This window comes from Microcoleus sp. LAD1_D3 (assembly GCF_036702135.1).
In the GTDB taxonomy this organism is placed as follows: domain Bacteria; phylum Cyanobacteriota; class Cyanobacteriia; order Cyanobacteriales; family Microcoleaceae; genus Microcoleus.
On sequence record NZ_JAUBSB010000020.1, the window covers coordinates 1 to 19,575 of the forward strand.

Sequence of the window (19,575 nt, forward strand, 5' to 3'; positions counted from 1 at the left end):
TGTTCTGAGTGCAATTTATCTCACTTAGCCCCAGTCTCCCATAAAATAGGTACTTTATTTCCGCCATGCTGTACTAGGTCGGGGCGGGTTGATATACATTTTTTCCAAATGTCGCTAAACCCGCCCCTGCGGTATTAGTGCTACAAATATCAACGATCGCCCAAAACAAATTGTTCGATCGCAGCCGCCACCCCATCTTCCTCCACATCCGGCGCTACCCAATCAGCAGCAGCCTTCACCCCATCAGGAGCATTGCCCATTGCCACGCCCACACCCGCGTAGGCAATCATTTCTACATCATTAAAATTGTCGCCGATCGCCATCACATTCGCCGCCTGTAAACCCAAAAGTTCCTCCGCTAAATACTGCACCGCATCTCCCTTATTCGCCAAAGGATGCGTAGCTTCAAAAAAAGTAGCAACGGATCGAGTCAAATAAAGCTCCGCAGGCGTGTAGCGCTGCCGCATACTGCTGAGCAAGCCGTCGAGTACCCCCGGATTCTCGCACAATGCCAAAACTTTCGTCGGTTCCCCCGGAAGATCTCGCCGCAAATCTTTAATCACCATTGGTTCAATGCCCGATCTTTCGGCATAAATTCGGGTAGCTGCGGTAATTTCCGGCACGTAAAGTTGGTCCTCAATGTAGAAATGGATCGAAAGCAGCGGTCGCAAATGCGGTTCTTCAAAATAATCTAACAGTTGCAGAGCAGTTTGTTTCGACAGCGGCAAGTGCCGCAGCCGCTTTTGAGTAGCGTGATCTTGAATCCACGCGCCCTGGTAGCAAATCAGTGGCAATGTTGAGCCGATGTCGCGGTGAAAACGCAAAGCTGAGCGGTACATCCTGCCCGTAGCGACGGCCACTTTCACTCCCCGCGACTCGGCAGCCAAAATTGCCTGTTTGACTGGTTCTCGGATGGTATTTGACAAACCTGCGATCGTGCCGTCTATATCCACTACCAGCAATTGAATGTCTGCGGTGCCAAAAGCGCGATCGGTCGCCTTAGCTGGATTTGAGGTAGTTATATTCTGCATGATTGTTTTTAGATTTTAGCTGTTGAGTTGCACGCACCAGTTTATTTTGGCACTAGCGCGATAGCAAAAGGCAACTTCTGATTTTTTAAAGACTAAAATATAGATAAGTAAATAAGCGACAAAAAAAGTATCTAGGAGGACTCTTTAGGGAGGGTTTTAGCTCAGCTATATAATAGTAGCCAGTTTACTGCCGTAAAAACCGCACTCGCTCGGTGATTTGTATTTCCACTTACTTAATAATACTTGTGGCAAAAAAGAATGCAACTGTAGGTCAGATCCAAAGCCTTATGTGATAAATCATTGCCAATCTAACATTTAAAATTGTCTTACCGGATCTTTCCAATAACCCCCAAATATCATGCTTTCTATCCCTGGATACCGCATTGACGAAGAACTTTATACCAACAACCCTCACACCGCTATTTATCGAGGGCTGCAGCTTGAGGAACAAAAACCCGTTATCCTCAAAACTCTCACACCCCCATACCCTACCCCAGCGCAAATATCCCAACTTCTGCACGAATCCGAAATTCTTAAAAATTTGAATTACTCCGGAATAATCAAACTTTACAAAATAGAAACCTACAATCACTTTCCTGTTTTAGTTTTAGAAGATTTTGGTGGCATTTCCCTAAAAAACTTTCTCAGCCACAACCAGCTAGAGTTACAACAATTTTTGCATATTGCCATAAAACTAGCAGAAACTCTTGGGCAACTCCACGAACACCACATCATCCATAAGGATATCAAACCCAGCAATATTATTGTCAATATCGAGACAGGAGATGTCAAGATTGCTGATTTTGCGATCGCCTCCCTGCTACCGGGCGAAAACCCCGCCCCCAGCCATCCCCATTTACTCGAAGGCACTCTCGCCTATATGTCTCCTGAACAAACGGGGCGCATGAATCGGGCGATCGACTACCGCACCGATTTTTATTCTTTAGGCGTCACCTTTTATGAAATGCTTTGTGGCGAATTGCCTTTTCAGGCGATCGATCCCATGGAATTAGTACACTGCCATATTGCCAAAACGCCAGTTTCTCCTTGTGAAAACAGAAAGCAGAAAGTAGAAAGCAGAACGATCGAAGACAGAATCAATCAAGTAGGAACCAAGGAGATTCCTCAAGTCGTTTCCGATATCGTCATAAAACTCTTAGCAAAAACGGCCGAAGACAGGTATCAAAGTGCTTTCGGACTTTTGTACGACTTGGAAAATTGTCTCGATCAACTGCAAACAACAGGTAAAATTTCCCACATAACCCTCGGCGAACAAGATCAATCAAGTCACCTGCAAATTTCCCAAAAAATTTACGGGCGAGAAACAGAAGTTAAGATGCTTCTCAGTATCTTCCAGCGGATGAGGCGAGGCAATACAGAAATCGTGCTAATTTCTGGTGGTGCAGGTGTGGGCAAGTCGTCGTTAGTATATGAAGTTTACAAGCCGATTCGGCTGGGAAACGGGTATTTTATTGACAGCAAATTTGAGCAATTTAAGCGCGATATTCCCTACGCTTTTTTCCTCCAAGCTTTTCAAGATTTGTTGCGACAAATTTTCACAGAAAATGCCGCAGAAATCCATGTTTGGAAACAAAAAATTTTAAACGCACTCGGCGGCAACTGCCAAGTAATTATTGAAGCTATTCCCGAAGTAGAACTGATTGTCGGGTCGCAGCCCCCCGTCCCAGATTTAGGAGCACATGAATCTCAAAATCGCTTTAATTTAGTATTTCAAAACTTCATCCGCGTCTTTGCTGAAAAAGAACACCCCCTAGTAATTTTCCTGGACGACTTGCAGTGGGTAGATTCAGCATCTCTCAAGTTAATAGAACTGCTAGCAAGTGACCTGGAAACTCAATATTTATTAATAATTGGAGCTTATAGAGAGCAGGAAGTAGATACAAATCATCCCCTAATGCTGACCGCCGAAGCAATTAAAAAAGCAGGCGGCACTGTGAGGGCGATCGCCCTTTCGCCTTTAGATATAAGCAGCGTCAACCAATTCGTTGCCGATACTTTGAACTGCGCCCCCGAAAAATCCCTAAGTTTAGCAGAACTGCTTTTTCAAAAAACGGGTGGAAATCCCTTCTTTTTAACTCAATTAATAAAATTTCTTAACTCAAAAAGTTTGATCCAATTTAAATCTTCACCCTCGCATAATTTGGTCGAGCTAGCTGAACCCAACCTTTCTGAGTTAGCCCAACCAATCTCAGAGGGTATTGTAAAAAAATGCCAAATCACAGGCGAGTGGCAGTGGGATATCGAAGAAATACAAGAAATGGGAATAACTGACAATGTTGTCGAATTAATGATAAATAATATTCAAAAACTTTCACAGAATACGCAGGAACTGCTCAAATTAGCCGCTTGTATCGGTAACACATTTGATTTAGAAATTCTCTCGACCATCGCCGAAAAAACTCTGGCGTCGGCAGCAACAGACCTCGGTGACGCACTTCAGTCCGGTCTGATTTTGCTCGTGAATAACGCCTACCAAATTCCGATCGCACTAGCAGCAAGCACAGAAATAACGGACACAATCTGTAGAGACTTTACCGATGAATTGTCTCTATCAGTCGCTGAGGTTCCTAGCGCAACTTACAAATTTTTGCATGAGCGAGTGCAGCAAGCGGCTTATGCTTTAATAGCCGATTATCAAAAACAAGAAATCCATCTAAAGATAGGCAGTTTTTTACTACAAAAGGCACCAGCCGATCAATTAGAAGATCATATTTTTGATACCGTCAACCAACTAAATTTTGCCAAAGAAATTATCAGCAGTGAATTAGAAAAATTTCAATTATGCCAATTAAATTTAATGGCAGGTCGCAAAGCAAAAGCAAGTGCAGCTTACGAACTTTCCCTCAAATATTTAACCGCAGGTATTGAACTGCTGCCCCCTGAAAGTTGGCAAACTGACTACGACTTGACTCTTGCACTCTACGAGTCAGCAGCAGAAGCTGCTTACCTCAATACCGACTTTGAACCAATGGAAAAATGGGCTGAAATTGTTCTGCAACACGCAAAAAATGAACTCGACAACATCAAAGTTTTTGAAATCAGAATCATAGCTTGTGCGATGCAAACCAAACTCCAAGAATCGGTAAAAATTGGTCGCGAAGCACTAAAAATGTTAGGAATCAACTTTCCAGAATCGCCTATTCCCCTCCACATTCAGCAAGCACTGGCTAAAACCGCAGCTTATTTAACCGACAAGACAATAGAAGATTTAATTAACTTACCCCTTATGACCAATCCGCATAAATTAGCAACTATGCGCGTGCTTTCCAGTATGTTTTCAGCTACATTTATAGTTGAACCTGGGCTGCTGCCACTAATTGTGTGCGAGCAAGTTAATTTATCTATTAATTACGGAAATTCTACTTTTTCTGCCTTCGGTTATGCTAATTACGGAGCAATTTTAAAAGGAATAGTTAGAGATATTGAATCTGGCGAGCGCTTTGGTCAATTAGCTTTACATTTGAGCGATAGATTAAATGCGTTAGAATTCAAAAGCAAAACGCTTAATTTAGTAGCATTCATTTTGATGAACGGCAAGCATCACGTTAAAGACTCTTTGCCACTATTAGAAGACGCCTATCAAAGTGCGCTAGAAAATGGGGATTTAGAATGTGTCGGATATGCAGCCGTAAATATTTGTCAGTCTTTGTATTTCATCGGTCAAGAATTGCCACAACTGGAACGGAGAATGGTAAGTTACAACCATTTGCTGTTTCAACTCAAGCAAGAAACTGTATTGACTTGGAATCAAATATATCGGCACACTATTTTGCAATTGATGGGAAAAGTGGAAAGTCCACACCTTATATTAGGTGAAGAATACAGCGAAGAAAAATTGTTGTCGCTGCTGTTGAAAGCTAACGATAGGGTGGGACTACAGCACTTTTATTTGCAAAAATTAATCCTAGCGTATTTATTTGGAGATACCGCTACCGCGCTAGAAAATGCAGCGCAAGCCGAAGTATATTTAGACGGAGTTGCAGGCTTTATTAATGTTTCCGAATACCAGTTTTACGATTCTCTAGCCCGCCTAGCAGCCTATCCATCTGCAACAGACGAGGAACAAGAAGAGCATATTTTTTACGCGGTCAGTAACCGGAAAAAACTGCAACACAAAGCGCTTTCTGCACCCATGAATCTTCAGCACAAATGCGACTTACTTACAGCAGAAAAAGCACGTGTTTTGGGGGATATTGTGAGAGCAATGGAATATTACGATCGCGCAATTGAAGGAGCCCAAGAAAACGGATACATACAAGTACAAGCACTAGCTGCAGAATTGGCAGGAGCATTTTATCTATCCATAGGACGAGAAAAAACTTCTAAAACTTACTTGACAGAAGCGCGTTATTGCTATCAGCGATGGGGAGCAACAGCCAAAGCAGCACATTTAGAATCAAAATACTCGCACTTGCTAACTTCAGGCTCGATTTCAACTAATATCGAAACTCACCAATCTACCAGCAGCACTTCCACTACGAACGATAGTGCAGGCGTGCTAGACTTGACCACAGCAGTTAAAGCATCGCAAACCTTAGCCGGCGAAATAGTTCTAGACAAACTGCTGGCAAAAATGATGAAAATTGTTATTGAAAATGCCGGAGGGCAAACAGGCTTTTTAATACTAGAAAAAGAGGGTCAATGGGTGATTGAAGCATCAGGATCTGTAGATGTCGATCGCGTTGCTGTCATGCAATCAATTCCGATAGATTTTGTAGCCGACGATCAAGAAGCAACTTTGCTGGCCGTTGCAGTTGTGAATTACGTCGCCCGCACCCAGGAAAGTATAGTTTTAAACGATGCCAGCCGCGAAGGACAATTTACTCGCACACCCTATATAATGGCCGTTCAACCTAAATCAATTCTTTGCACTCCGTTAATTAATCAAGGTCAACTCACTGGTCTTCTATATTTAGAAAACAATCTGACTACAGGCGCTTTTACACAAGACAGGTTAGAAATATTAAAACTGCTGTCTTCTCAAATTTCTATCTCGATCGAAAACGCCCAACTTTACGACAACTTGCACCAATTCAATCAGAATCTCGAAAATTTAGTACAGCAGCGTACCTCCGAGCTCTCCCAAACTTTAGAAGACTTAAAATCAGCTCAAAATAAACTGGTAGAATCGGAAAAAATGGCTGCCCTAGGAGGGTTGGTTGCAGGTGTTGCCCACGAAATCAATACTCCCATCGGCATCGGCATCACCGCCGCCTCATTGCTTGCTGAAAAAGCCACAAAGTTTTTTGAGGTTTACAGTAACGGCCAAATAAAACGTTCCGAGTTAGAAAAGTTTCTGGATACCGCGATGCAAAGCAGTAATATGATCTTATCTAACCTCACGCGGGCAGCAGACTTAATTCACAGTTTTAAAGAAGTAGCTGTGGATCAGTCGAGCGAGTTAAAACGCACGTTTAATGTTAAAAACTATCTAGAGGAAATTTTGACATCCTTAACAGCCAAACTAAAAAGAACTAAGCACAAAATAGAGATTAAGTGTGATGAAAATATTGTAGTGGACAGTTACCCTGGCGTAGTGTGTCAAATTGTGACAAATCTGGTGTTGAATTCCCTAATTCACGCCTACGATGGAGAAGACGAAGGCGTTCTGGCTTTTGATTTCAAACTAGAGGGCGATCGGCTAATATTTGAATATGCCGATAACGGCAAAGGAATTGACCCAGAAAATCTCAGTAAAATTTTTGAACCATTTTTTACCACCAAAAGAGGTCAGGGAGGCACGGGATTGGGACTGCACATTATTTATAACCTTGTTACTCAAAAACTAAAAGGCACAATTAGCTGCACAAGTCAAGTAAATAAAGGCACAAAATTTATGATTGAATTTCCCGCTAAAATGAGCAATTAGTTATTAGACCGCCAACATGGATATAAGTTTTATATAGGAGAACGATATATGTCAGAAGCTAGTAAAAACCTGTTGGCTGCGGGCGATGAGGAATTAATCGCGGCGGGGGACGATGAGTTAATATTTGCCGAGGAAGACGAGGCGGAACAAAAACCGCTAGAAGAAAGTTGGAAAATATTAATTGTAGATGATGAAGTAGAAATTCATAATATTACTAAACTAGCGTTAAGCGATTTTAAATTTGAAGGTAAAAGTATAACCTTTATCAGCGCTTACTCAGGAAAAGAAGCTAAAGAAATAATCCAAAATAACTACGACATAGCATTGATTTTACTTGATGTAGTTATGGAAACAGAAGAAGCCGGCTTGGAAGTAGTTAAATACATCCGCGATATTTTAAATAATCAAATTGTGCGAATCATTTTACGCACTGGGCAGCCCGGACAAGTACCAGAAGATGTAGTAATTGTCAGCTACGATATCAATGATTACAAAACCAAAACCGAACTTACTAATAAAAAATTATTTACTACAGTAGTCACCGCACTGAGAGCATTTAGATCACTCAATCAAATCGAATCCAGCAAAAGCGAGCTCGAAAAAATAGCCGTCGCATCAGCCCGTTTTGTACCCCGTGAATTTTTGAAATTTCTCAAAAGAGAAAGCATCGTTGATGCCAGACTAGGAGACTCTGTACAAGCAGAAATGACGATTATGTTTGCCGACATTCGCTCATTTACAAGTCTGTCAGAAAGTATGTCTCCCCGAGAAAACTTTGAATTTCTTAACTCTTACTTAAGCCGAGTTGGCCCAGTTATCCGCCAGTACAACGGTTTTATAGATAAATATATTGGTGACGGGATTATGGCTTTGTTTCCTAACAGGGCTGAAGATGCTGTGCAAGCAGCAATTGAGATGCAGCATCAAGTGAAAATTTATAATAGACACAGGCAAAACAGTGGCTATCAACCTATTTCGATAGGGATTGGCTTGCATACGGGGACTTTAATGTTAGGTACGATTGGCGAAGCGGAACGAATGGAAAGTACGGTGATTTCTGATGCCGTTAATTTAGCTTCCCGCGTGGAAGGATTGACAAAGCTTTATGGAGTTGCTATTGTAGCTAGCGTCCAAACCCTTTGCCGGATAGACGATCCTCAACATTACAAGTGCCGATTTCTCGATCGCGTTCAAGTAAAAGGAAAACAAACACCTGTTGCTGTATTTGAAATTTACGATGGCGACTCGGCGACAATGATCGAACTAAAAGCACAAACTCAAACTTATTTTGAACAGGGAATTTTTTTTCACTACCAGCAGCAATTCGCGCAAGCAAGGCAAATGTTTCTGCGCGTTTTGCAAGTCAACAAGTATGATAAGGCAGCAGCTTTTTATGCAGAACGCTGCGAGATGTTGATGAAGAATGCAGTGATTATGACTCTGGAAGGTATTGAAATTTAGTTAATGGGTAATGGGTACTTGGTAATTGTAATTAGTAGTTTATATTTCTTCCCTCTTCCTTCTGCCTCCTCCCTTCTCCCCCATGCGTTTCAAATCCCTTGATGTTTTTCGCGGAATTGCGATCGCCTCGATGATTATAGTCAATAACCCCGGTAGTTGGGAACAGGTGTATCCACCGCTAGAGCACGCAGAATGGCACGGCTGCACCCCGACAGACTTAGTATTTCCGTTTTTCTTGTTCATCGTTGGCTGCGCGATGTCTTTCTCGCTGCCTAAATATATTCAAAATTATCCAAAAACCGGAATAGAAACCTCAAAAATTACACAAACAAAGGAAAAATCAGAATCCGCCAACAACCCTCTTCCTTCTTCCTTCTTCCTTCTTCCTTCTTCAAATATTTACTGGCGAATTGCGCGCCGCGCCGCGATTCTATTTATATTAGGATTGCTGCTAAATACATCTTCGATCGCCCTTGACGTACTTCTCAACAGCGCCCCAGTGGAAAACTTCGCTAAAATCCGCATCATGGGAGTATTGCAGCGCATCGGCTTAGCTTATTTCATCAGTGCGATCGCCATTCTCAACCTCTCTCCCCGCCATCAAAAACTGCTCGCTGTGGCCGTGCTTTTGGGCTATTGGGGCGCACTAACCGTATTTGCTGTAGGGGGGTACACTGCCGGCGAACTCACGCCAGAAGGAAATTTAGGAGGATATGTCGATCGGCTAATTCTCGGTAGCCAACACCTGTACAAAGGCCGCCCCTTCGATCCCGAAGGATTGTTGAGTAGCTTACCCGCAGTAGTCACAGTCCTCACAGGCTATTTTACCGGAGAATGGCTGCGAGTACAGCAAATCAAAACCCGCACCAGTATCAACTTAGCAATCTGCGGCCTCAGTTGCGTGGTAATCGGCCACTTGTGGGGATTTTTATTTCCGATCAACAAACAACTTTGGACAAGTTCTTATGTAGTTTTTACTGCTGGTTGGGCGTTGCTATTGCTAGCATTTTGCTATGAAACAATTGAAGTGCGGGATTGGAAATGGGGGAAACCGTTTGAAATCATGGGATTGAATGCCATTTTCCTGTTTGTTGCTTCCGGTATTGTCCCCAGAATCCTGTTAAAAACTAATATCGGTACTGGTGCAAATGCTCCAACAACTTACACTTGGATTTATGAAAACTGGTTTGTGCCGTGGGCGGGGCCGCTGAATGGTTCCCTAGCATTTGCCGTGACTGCAGTATTATTTTGGTGGTTAATTTTGTATGGAATGTACCGCCGTGGTTGGGCTATAAAAATTTGAGTGGTTTGGTATCTAGTGGATATAACTATTTTCTTGGTAGCGCCTGATCTACTTGAATCGGAGTGTGCGAGGTATAGATGCTTGAAAGGGAGACTTCCTCTGGCAAGTAGTAGCTAATGGGGCTTGACATACAAAAGCCTTTTGCGGTAGTATACACCCATAAAAATTATCCTCCAACTACTATATAAAAACTTACCAATAAAGTAGTAGTCATCTAAAAAGAGAAGAGGTGAATAGTTATGGCAAGAATGATTCCTCAAAAATTATCATCAACAACTAAGAGCTACGCAGAAAAGACTCTATTCCAGATTTTTGAAAATAATTTGAGTGATGATTATATTGTTTTTCATGGAGCATGGTGGCAGCACATCAAATATATTGTTCAAGATAGGGAAGCTGACTTCATCATAATTCATCCCGAGCAGGGAATTCTTATACTAGAAGCCAAAGGAGGGGAGATAAGGTACGATCCTCTAAACATGGCTTGGTATCAGAACGAAGACAAGATGAAAATATCTCCTTTTAAACAAGCCAAAGAAATTAAGTTTAAGTTTTGGGATTTTCTCAGTAAACACAACGAATTTAAAAATAAAGATTTTTGTATAGGACAATGTGTGGCTTTTCCTGATATTGATGGGGTGGTAAACAATCTACCCTCTGAAGCACCTCAAGAGATATTACTTTTACGTCCTCAGTTAGGAAATATTAGTGGGTGGATATCTTCGGTTTTTGATTACTATAAAGCGGAGGGACATTTTACAAAACTTGGAGAGCAGCGGACAGATTTCATCATTAACCTCATATCTCCCAGTACAGTGTTCAAAAAATATATTGTTAATGATATTGGTGAAAACAACCACGAAATTCTTCAATTAACAGAACAGCAATTCGATATTTTGAATAATTTGTGGTTCCATACTCAGTGTATTGTTCTGGGCTGTGCTGGTTCAGGGAAGACTCAGTTGGCAATAGAAAAAGCAAGAAGGTTATGCCAACATAAGGTTAGAACGCTCGTAATATGTAAATCTAATAACCTTTCTCTTTATATCGCTGCTGCTTTACAAGATGAAATTACAGTGGGTTACTGTGGAGTTTATAGTTATGAAGAAATACACTCACAAAAATCTCAGTTAACAGTTGAGTTTACAGCAATCATCGTTGACGAAGGACAAGACTTTGAGCAAAAGGAAATTAACGATTTGAAACAGTTGATTCCTGATGAAGGAAAATTTTACATTTTTCAAGATAGTAATCAAAAAATTTCAAAAAATGCAAATAGATGCGCCCTTCAAGTAAACCCGACTGTCTTAAATAAAAACTGTCGAAATACTGACAAAATCTTCAAACATGCAGAGAAATTTGTATCCTGTATTTATGAAAGAAAGAGTTCATTAATTGAAGGAAGAGATGTAATGCATCGCATATATGAAGAGACAGATGATATCTTTAGTTTATTAGAAAAAGATATTACCGCTCTAGTGAATAAGGAGAATGTTTCTCCGGCTCAGATTGTTATATTAACTGATATGTATCCATCATCAAAGTCCCTACTTTCACAATATTCGCATATCGATCGTTTTTATCTTAAGCCATATTCATTTTCCGATAAAGCTCAAAATACTATTCATTGGTCAAATATAGGGATGTATAAGGGACTAGAAAGTGATGTTATAATGTTATTCTTTGAAAAAGAAAAGAATTTGATATTAAGTAATTGGGATATCGCAGATAGGTATGTTGGAGCTACAAGAGCAAAAAGCTTGCTTGTTATTTATGAACCTCCCGATCTAGATATTGATTTTTAAGATGGGAATTTTACTGAGAATTCAAGTCTTCAGATTCATATTCAATTTCACTCTCTTCCAAAATCTCTTCAAAAGAAGCTAACCCGGGAGAATGATTTTCATATAAAGTTCCTATCTGATAAACAGCCTGTTGGATCGGTTTTGGTATGGGACGCTTTAAGTTATGAGATACAAAGTCTTGCAAATGTCGATGATCGCGGTCTCTGAACATCAGATAATAAGCATATATACAATTCAACTGCAATGCGATACAATTGATTTTCATTAACTTAGTTATATGTTCAATAATTCTATTTCGGAGTTTTTGATTCATCCCTATTCTTTCTATATAGGGTAGGCCCCCCTTTCGTGAATTAACCAGATGATGAATAATTCTAGTTTTGATAAATACATTAACAAGTTCATCATCAAATACTTTAAAAAGATATTTAAGGCTGATGTTTTGAATATCATTACTATAATTTTGTGAGATAAATTTTACAAACAACCAAGAGTAATAGCTCCAATGTTTTGGGTATTTTTTGGACAATATATAAAGAGATTCCATCTGCTGACTAAATGCTTGATTTTCAAGTTTCGCGCCTAATTTAATGCCATTCAAAAAAACACAGAAGTTTTTTGCTTTATCTTCATCATCAATATCGTTTATTTTTATAACTTTCTTTGGATATTTTGAAAAATATAATTTTTCATATTGCTCACTTGCTTGTTTAGAATCAATTTCTTTAATGATTTGGGTTTTATCTAGCTTCTTTTCTTGCTTGCTTTCATTATAACTCTTTTCTTGACACGGCATTCCATAAATCCCACTTTTATTTGAATGTTTAATGAATTTAATAATTTGTTCTTGAGCTTCTATGATTTTAGTTTTTGAAGTATTCAAATTTAGTCCGATTTTTAGAAGAAATTCTTGTAGGATTATTAAGACCTTTAATGAATCACTTTTATTGTTTGTAAAAACTCTAAAATCATCTACATATCTGCCGAATTTTATACCTAAGTTGAATAATGCTTCATCCACTTCATTAAGAAATATATTAGCTATAAAGCCTTCTGCTGAATTTCCTATAGGTATACCTTGGCTATTATATGTTTCACATAATTTTCCGTCCACCATTGAATAGTAACAAGTTTTGAATTTCAATGTCCTACTAAATAGAATCATAAAATGACTTTCATTAGTAATGTTTAGTTTCTGTGAAATGGCTGACAGGAGATATTCATGAGATATAGAGTCATAAAAAGAGGATATGTCGGTTTTCAGCAGACAAGTGCTATTTTCGACTTGGGCTAATTGCCAATCTATAAACTCTTGAAATCCTGCATAGTGAGGCATATATAAATATCTCTTGGAGATATTATTTTTTATATTTCTATCAATACGATGTGAAAAGCAATTGTGAACAAACGTAAAATCCAATAGTTCAGCTAATACAGATACAAAAATAAATTTGATTACTAAGTCTTTGAATGGAGTGTATATCATCCTTCTGAAGAACATATCTGATTTTGGTAGATAGAATGAAAACGCAGTTTCTGGTTCATACAAACTGGGATTTTCCAGAGATAATTCAATTTCTTTAAATAATTTTTCTTTATTTTGTCTGTAGTAAGCTATTTCAATAAAGTTGCAGTAGGCATCTTCTTTGATTTGGTAGTAAATAGCATAGACATAGGCTTTTTCAAAAACTTCTCTTTTTTTAATTTGTTCAAGCCAAAAATTTTTATTCATTAGTTTGATTAATTTAAATGTTACCTATCAGCAAAGGATTCAATGGGTCAGGGCAAATCCCGAACGGCGCAGGGCATCAAGGGAAGGATTGCCGATCGCACTTCTAATGATATTTGAGAAAAGGGCGATCGATCTTCCGCTCGAGACACCAGTTTAGGTTAATTTTCAAGGCAGGATAATGTATTATGCCGACCACTGCTCAAGAAATCTATATCCAAGTGGTCCGTACTTTGTCACCAACAGAGGGGCTGCGCTGGGCAACTCTTATCCTCAACGAGTTATCACAGCCAAATCTCGCTGTAGTCGAGCCAAGTGATACCTAGACTGAGGACGATTGTCTTGATGTTACAACCTTTTCTTTGCAATCGGATTCATGACTCCCGAAGATTTTTAGATGAACCCTACACTATCTATCGTTCATAGCGACCCCGAAATTTTAGGGATAAATTCTGTCTTTATCGCCACTCGCGTCCCGATGAAGACTCTGCTTGATTGTCTCGAAGGAAGTGATTCGCCCTGCGGAGTTCCTCGACCATTTTCCTAGTGTCAGCGGCGATCGAGCGATTTCTGTTCTGGCAATGATACGATCGCCACATAACAACATTTAACGTTGATTGATGTCCACTTCCTCAACATCGATCGCCTGCGTGATCGGATTTCCGATCGCACACGCGCCACAACTTCGATAAATTAACGCCCCAACCCCGCCCATGTCAAGGATTTTGCCGATTTCTCGATCGCCCGCCATCGAATCCCTAACTACAAATAAGCCCCACCCGCTAAAATTTAAAAATAGAGACGTAAAAATAGGCAGGCCCGGTCAATGATCCCAACAGTTATAGAACAATCCGGTCGCGGCGAACGCGCCTTTGACATTTACTCGCGACTCCTGCGCGATCGCATCGTCTTCTTGGGCCAACAGGTTGACTCTGACTTAGCTAACCTGATCGTTGCCCAATTGCTATTTTTAGATGCAGAAGACCCCGAAAAAGATATTTACCTCTATATCAACTCCCCAGGGGGTTCGGTAACAGCAGGTATGGGCATTTTTGATACGATGAACCACATCCGCCCCGACATTTGCACTATTTGTCTCGGTTTGGCAGCCAGCATGGGCGCTTTCCTGTTGAGTGCCGGCGCTAAAGGCAAGCGGATGAGTTTGCCTCACTCCCGGATTATGATCCACCAACCTCTAGGCGGAGCTCAAGGACAAGCAACCGATATTGAAATTCAGGCAAAAGAGATTTTGTACCACAAGCGCCGCCTGAACGAACATCTTGCCAACCATACCGGTCAGCCGCTTTCCCGCATTGAAGAAGATACCGAACGGGATTTCTTCATGTCGGCTGAAGAAGCAAAGGACTACGGATTAGTCGATCAAGTGATCGATCGCCGTCCTTCCGCCAGCCGCCCGATCGCCGCTGTCGTCTAAATGAAAAGTTAAAAATCAAAAATGAGGAAATATTCTTCATTTTTGATTTTTAATTTTTAACAGTCATATCAAATCCGTTAGCACCGGAATAGTAAATTCGAGTTCACTGTTGACTGTTGACGGTTCACTGTCAACAGTCAACAGTCAACACACCTAGAAACCCTACATAATTATTAGGGCAAAGATTCGAGATATTGCAGGAAGTCGAGCAATTCTTCTTGATTTAAGAAATGGCGCGCTTCTTTGCCATAACCTTGTTTGAGATAATCTTTTCCTTGGTTGGGAGTCCAGTTCAACCGCTTGATTTCCTCAGTAGTTCTGCTGTAGATTTCCAGATATTCTAGGAAATCTACCAACTGTTCGCTAGAAAGCTCTCTCTGCGACGACTTGCCGTAATTGTGTTCGAGACAGTCGCTTTCCTGTTTTTTCTTCCATTGCAGGCGTTTGAGGATGGCGTCTATTTGGGCGATCGTATCAGAATCATCCTCGATCGCATCGCTCGGAATTCCCACTGCGATCGGTTGCAATTCCCTGAGTTCGGCCGCACCCTGTAGCAGTTCACTTTGGGTAGTAGTCGGCACATCCAGTTCCTGAAGTGGTTCGCCATAGCTAGAAGAAAGCCAAGCGTCCGAGTCTAACTGCTTCGGTACAAATCCAGTAGCCTCGACGCGATCAACCGTTGGCGGCAGCGGTTCCGGTACAGGTGCGATCGGCTCTTCATTTAATTTCGCTTCAGTCTTGACAAAATTGCTTTGATATGATTCAGGCAATTTGTCAGCAACAGGGATTTCTAGAACCGGAAGAGGAACACTTGTCGGCCCAACAGGAACCGGAACAGCAGCAGGAGGGGGAGGGGGAACAGCAGCAACCGGGGAAACAGCAGGAGGAGGGGGAACAGCAGCAACCGGGGGAACCGGAGCAACCGGAGCAACCGGAGCAACTGGAGCCGGATCAACACTCGCGATCGCACGATCGGGCGCAGCAAATCCAAGGACAGCGATCGCTCGCAACCGGGCACGGTCTTCAGCATCCTCAACAGACTCAGCAGCCGACATACCAGTAGCGAGAGTTTGGCCGTCAACCTGCACCAGACAGCGAACCACAAACTTACCGTGATGAATAGTCAGCAACTCACAGATTAACTGTCCAGCGGGATAAAGGGCGCGAAATTCAGCAAACATAGTTTTTTGACCCCGAAACCAGAAGGGGCTTTTGACTTAAGTTTAGTACACAACCACGCATTAGTTGCTTGATTCTTCAACATTTCTTGAAAACGTGAGGGCGATCGTGTAAGCCCAGGTGCATCTAATTGTTACAGACAAGTTTGATGAAATTCTTGTGGGGAGTAGGGGTTGGGCGTCACGCCCGCCCAAAAATACAATTGAAATGCCCAACAGCTTAACAGAAAGCGACTAAAGCCAAGCTCGATCGTCCGAGAGATCGCGAAAATTTTAAAAATTACCCCTGGTCAGGCTTGGCTCAACAACAGCTCAGAGAAAACAATTTTCTGAAAGCACCTATTCAACATACAATAAATTAAAGGTGAATCATCCGCGCAACCTTTCACGCCACTAAACCCCATCCCACATCCGGCAGTTTAAGCTAACAAGCACCGGGCGTCATTTCTACCTATAGGAGATGGCACAGCAACTAAGCAAAAGTAGTAAAAGTCTCCGGTTTGCGTACCTGCACTTTCTACAGCACAGATTGCTCCCGACCCGCTCGTTGCACCTCCGTCCGCAAGGACTGATCGCGTGCACAAAAACAGGGGCATCGCAGCAGCGAGCTACTAGCAATTTTGCCCTAAAGCTCCGGTAAATTCTTTGCTAAAGTAAGAAGCAAGAGGCACTTCAAAAGGAAGAAGGAACAAGGCAGAAGGAACAAGGCAGAAGGAAGAAATGCAAATTTTATCCCTCTCCATCCCTCCATCGGCTCATCCTCGACTCAAGCCGTCGCTTTCAGTATCGAGCCATCTTTTAAGAACCGACTGGGGCTTTCTAATTCGCGAAGTGCTCGGCGCTGCTGACCTAAAAGCAAACAAACCAACGCTAAAAAATTGTATTGGGGAATAGCGTGCGGGACCGTTGTCTGCACCGTCAGCAGTCAGTTCAAGACAGACAGCAGACAATTAGCACGAAGCTGGTGTCGGGAGAGAATCTCAAAAAAACCTCGCGATGAAACAAGGTGGCTGTGCTCGCGTCTCCACCTATCAACCCGCGCTTTTGTTGGGAAGCAGGCACTGCGAGGGCCCGAGGGGGTGCGGCTGATTTCGCCAAAATTAGACTAATTGCTGGAAACAAGAGGATCGATCGCTACATGGAATTTTCTATCGCTGCACTGCTGGCAAATTTTACAGAAGACAAATTAGTGGCTCCTAAAGCATTGGAGAAAAAACTCGACTGCAACGACGCCACCAGTCAACTCAAACTTCAAATTGCATTAGAAGCTCTAGAGAAAATTGGCATATTAGTCAAAGACAAAGGCCGCTATCGCCGAGTAGCTGAAGACGACGTAGTAGAAGCAAAACTGCGCTGTTCGAGCAAAGGATTTTGCTTTGCAATTCAAGACGCCGAAGGCTCAGAAGACGTTTATGTGCGGGAAAGTCACCTCTCGACAGCTTGGAATGGCGATCGAGTCTTAGTCAAAATCATCAAAGAAGGTAGCCGCCGCCGATCGCCCGAAGGCGAAGTCATGCTCATCCTCGAACGCGCCAACCCCTCGGTACTAGCGCGAGTCAAGCAAACCGCCACCCCCACCGGCCGCGTCAGCTACAGAGCAATCCCCCTGGACGATCGCCTGTTGTTTGAACTAGACTTGCTCGCAAATGGCACAAATCTCCAAGACGCGATCGACCACCTAGTACACGTCGAAGTCAAACGCTACCCCCTCGGCACCCATCGCCCAGTCGGCAAAGTAGTACAGGTACTCGGTTCCGACGCCGAAGCCGCTGACGACCTCGACATCGTATGCTGCAAACACGACTTGCCGCGATCGTTCCCCGCCGCCGTCATCAAAGCCGCCGAAAATTTGCCCAGCAAAGTCAAAAAAACCGACATCAAAAAACGCCTAGATTTGCGTAATATTCTGACTGTTAGCTTCAGCAAAAACGAACCGGGAACAACCAACAGCGAAAACGATGCCCCTCAAGCCCCGGAGGAAAATCTCTCCGAAGGAGGAGGCGAAAACGAGTTTGATCCGACAGCATTCCTCTCCGATCCGCCAGTGGAACGCGCTTTGTCGATCGAAACCCTGAAGCCCGGCCGCTGGCAAATAGGAATCCACATCAGCGACGCCGCCGAGTACGTGCAGCCAGAAACCCCGATCGACCGCGAAGCCCGCAAGCGAGGCACCGCCGCCCATCTGGGAGAAAAAATCATCGCCGTACTGCCAGAAACCCTCAACGAGCGCTGCTCCCTCCTGCCAAACAGCGAACGGCTGGCCTTCAGCATACTGCTCACCCTCGACCAATCAGGAGAACTCCTAGAATACGAAATTCAAACTAGCGTCATTCAAATTGACTACCACCTTACTTACGAGCAAGCTCAAGCAATTCTCGAACCAGGGGATGCCGAAGAGCACCCTTTATCCTCCGCCCTCCGTCCTTTCCTAGATCAACTCGGAGCCGCCTCACAGGCCGCCAGACAGACAAGGCTCAAGCGGGGAGCTTTTGAACTAAATTTGCCCGACGCTAACTCTCACTTCGATGACGAAGGCGAATTAGGAGCTTTTGCAACGGCTCCCCCCGCCCAGTCGGCTGTCTCCGAGTTAGTGGTACTTGCCAACCAAGCCGTCGCCACCCACCTGCAAGCCTTGGGAGTCCCAGCAATTTACCGCGTCCAGCCGATGCCAGACCCGGCAGACATTCAAGAGTTCATCAAACTCTCCAACAACCTCGGAGGCGAACTGTATCTCGAAACCGAAGAAGAAGTTTTGCCCTTGGACTTTCAGCGATTTACCCAGCAGTTTGCCGGCCTTAAGTCCGAAAGAGTTCTCACCTACCTGCTAGAAGACACCATGAAGCCCGCTGTTTACAGCACCACTGCCAAGTCGCACTTCGGTTTGGGGCTGTCAGAGGGTTACACGCGCTGCACTTCGCCACTTTCGCGCTACGCCGATTTGCTGATACTGCGGGTGTTGCAAGCGGTGTTCGAGCAAGGTCGCAGCAGCCGCACAACACGGGCTAAGGAAAAAGTTGACTTGCATCATTCCTCCTGTCACGGTCAAATTACTTGGAATGTTCTCCCCCCAGATTTGCACCACGAATTTGAGACGGAGTTTGCATCGGTAGTAGTACACCTGACGGAACGCGAAAGAGTTGCTGAGGATGCCGAAAGCGATTTGCAGGGATTGAAGAAAACCGGATTGATGAAAGAGCGCACCGGTCAAACTTTCCAGGGTTTGATTACAGGTGTGCAGTCTTACGGTTTCTTTGTGGAAATTGAGGTGCGGCCGCCGGAGAGCGACATCTTGCGTGTTGAGGGATTGGTGCACGTTTCTTCGCTGAAGGATGATTGGTACGAATATCGATCGCGGCAGCAAACTCTGGTGGGTCGCAAAAACCGCAATCAGTACCGTTTGGGCGATCGGGTAGAAGTTCAAGTCAAGAGTGTGGATTACTACCGCCAGCAAATTGATTTAGTTGCAGTTGGTGGTGGCAGCCAAGCTTTTGATGATGATGAATAATCTGTTGACTGTTGACAGTTGACAGTTGACAGTTAACTGTTAACTTGTCTCAATACTTAGTTGTCATTGTCGGGCAACTAAGTATTTAGAAGTGGGCGACCAACTATACTCAGCAATCATCAATAAATAATTAATGACTAATATCAAATCCGATAGCATCGTCGGGCGTTAAATCCAGCCAACAGTCAACAATCACGGACGGTGCAACCAGAATTTATATAACTTATCTGCGTGAATC

9 protein-coding genes and 1 pseudogene are annotated in these 19,575 nt (G+C 42.9%); 6 read left to right on the forward strand and 4 right to left on the reverse strand.

Annotated elements, in window-relative coordinates:
* Positions 1 to 149: 149 nt before the first annotated feature.
* A complete protein-coding gene (locus QUA74_RS13845) occupies positions 150 to 1,031 on the reverse strand; it encodes a Cof-type HAD-IIB family hydrolase (RefSeq protein ID WP_333329603.1) in 882 nt (293 codons plus the stop codon).
* A gap of 358 nt (positions 1,032 to 1,389) precedes the next feature.
* On the opposite strand from QUA74_RS13845, the gene QUA74_RS13850 reads away from it, so the two are divergent.
* The 4 genes from QUA74_RS13850 (at position 1,390) to QUA74_RS13865 (ending at position 11,490) form a co-directional block, all read left to right on the forward strand.
* The gene (locus QUA74_RS13850; RefSeq protein ID WP_333329605.1) at positions 1,390 to 6,921 is read left to right on the forward strand and encodes an ATP-binding sensor histidine kinase; all 5,532 of its coding nucleotides are present in this window, start codon (positions 1,390 to 1,392) and stop codon (positions 6,919 to 6,921) included.
* Between the two features lie 48 nt (positions 6,922 to 6,969).
* Positions 6,970 to 8,382, forward strand: coding sequence for an adenylate/guanylate cyclase domain-containing protein (locus tag QUA74_RS13855; protein WP_333329608.1), 1,413 nt, complete (start codon positions 6,970 to 6,972; stop codon positions 8,380 to 8,382).
* 82 nt (positions 8,383 to 8,464) lie between these two features.
* Positions 8,465 to 9,685 carry a heparan-alpha-glucosaminide N-acetyltransferase domain-containing protein gene (locus QUA74_RS13860; RefSeq protein ID WP_333329611.1) on the forward strand — a complete coding sequence of 407 codons (1,221 nt, stop codon included), beginning with the start codon at positions 8,465 to 8,467 and terminating at the stop codon, positions 9,683 to 9,685.
* Between the two features lie 239 nt (positions 9,686 to 9,924).
* Complete coding sequence (locus tag QUA74_RS13865) at positions 9,925 to 11,490, forward strand: NERD domain-containing protein (protein ID WP_333329612.1); 1,566 nt, start codon at positions 9,925 to 9,927, stop codon at positions 11,488 to 11,490.
* Positions 11,491 to 11,500: 10 nt separating this feature from the next.
* Here the strand turns inward: QUA74_RS13865 and QUA74_RS13870 are convergent, their stop codons facing one another.
* Together QUA74_RS13870 and QUA74_RS13875 are read right to left on the reverse strand one after the other, a co-directional pair.
* Positions 11,501 to 13,222, reverse strand: coding sequence for an RNA-directed DNA polymerase (locus QUA74_RS13870; RefSeq protein ID WP_333329614.1), 1,722 nt, complete (start codon positions 13,220 to 13,222; stop codon positions 11,501 to 11,503).
* 604 nt (positions 13,223 to 13,826) lie between these two features.
* On the reverse strand, positions 13,827 to 13,970 hold the full coding sequence (locus tag QUA74_RS13875; RefSeq protein ID WP_333329617.1) for a hypothetical protein: 144 nt from the start codon (positions 13,968 to 13,970) through the stop codon (positions 13,827 to 13,829).
* A 66-nt stretch (positions 13,971 to 14,036) separates the two neighbouring features.
* Here QUA74_RS13875 and clpP point away from each other — a divergent pair.
* Positions 14,037 to 14,654: pseudogene (clpP, locus tag QUA74_RS13880) on the forward strand (ATP-dependent Clp endopeptidase proteolytic subunit ClpP); the annotation flags it as partial.
* A 173-nt stretch (positions 14,655 to 14,827) separates the two neighbouring features.
* Here clpP and QUA74_RS13885 read toward each other — a convergent pair.
* Complete coding sequence (locus QUA74_RS13885; RefSeq protein ID WP_333329620.1) at positions 14,828 to 15,835, reverse strand: hypothetical protein; 1,008 nt, start codon at positions 15,833 to 15,835, stop codon at positions 14,828 to 14,830.
* A 1,135-nt stretch (positions 15,836 to 16,970) separates the two neighbouring features.
* On the opposite strand from QUA74_RS13885, the gene QUA74_RS13890 reads away from it, so the two are divergent.
* Positions 16,971 to 19,337 carry a ribonuclease R family protein gene (locus QUA74_RS13890; RefSeq protein WP_333329623.1) on the forward strand — a complete coding sequence of 789 codons (2,367 nt, stop codon included), beginning with the start codon at positions 16,971 to 16,973 and terminating at the stop codon, positions 19,335 to 19,337.
* Positions 19,338 to 19,575: the final 238 nt, after the last annotated feature.

What these genes read in the sequence shown, in the direction of transcription:
- QUA74_RS13865 (WP_333329612.1), top strand. Translation starts at nt 9,925, where the DNA reads ATGGCAAGAATGATTCCTCAAAAATTATCATCAACAACTAAGAGCTAC.
- QUA74_RS13860 (WP_333329611.1), top strand. Translation starts at nt 8,465, where the DNA reads ATGCGTTTCAAATCCCTTGATGTTTTTCGCGGAATTGCGATCGCCTCG.
- QUA74_RS13885 (WP_333329620.1), bottom strand. Translation starts at nt 15,835, where the DNA reads ATGTTTGCTGAATTTCGCGCCCTTTATCCCGCTGGACAGTTAATCTGT.
- QUA74_RS13845 (WP_333329603.1), bottom strand. Translation starts at nt 1,031, where the DNA reads ATGCAGAATATAACTACCTCAAATCCAGCTAAGGCGACCGATCGCGCT.
- QUA74_RS13875 (WP_333329617.1), bottom strand. Translation starts at nt 13,970, where the DNA reads ATGGCGGGCGATCGAGAAATCGGCAAAATCCTTGACATGGGCGGGGTT.
- QUA74_RS13850 (WP_333329605.1), top strand. Translation starts at nt 1,390, where the DNA reads ATGCTTTCTATCCCTGGATACCGCATTGACGAAGAACTTTATACCAAC.
- QUA74_RS13855 (WP_333329608.1), top strand. Translation starts at nt 6,970, where the DNA reads ATGTCAGAAGCTAGTAAAAACCTGTTGGCTGCGGGCGATGAGGAATTA.
- QUA74_RS13890 (WP_333329623.1), top strand. Translation starts at nt 16,971, where the DNA reads ATGGAATTTTCTATCGCTGCACTGCTGGCAAATTTTACAGAAGACAAA.
- QUA74_RS13870 (WP_333329614.1), bottom strand. Translation starts at nt 13,222, where the DNA reads ATGAATAAAAATTTTTGGCTTGAACAAATTAAAAAAAGAGAAGTTTTT.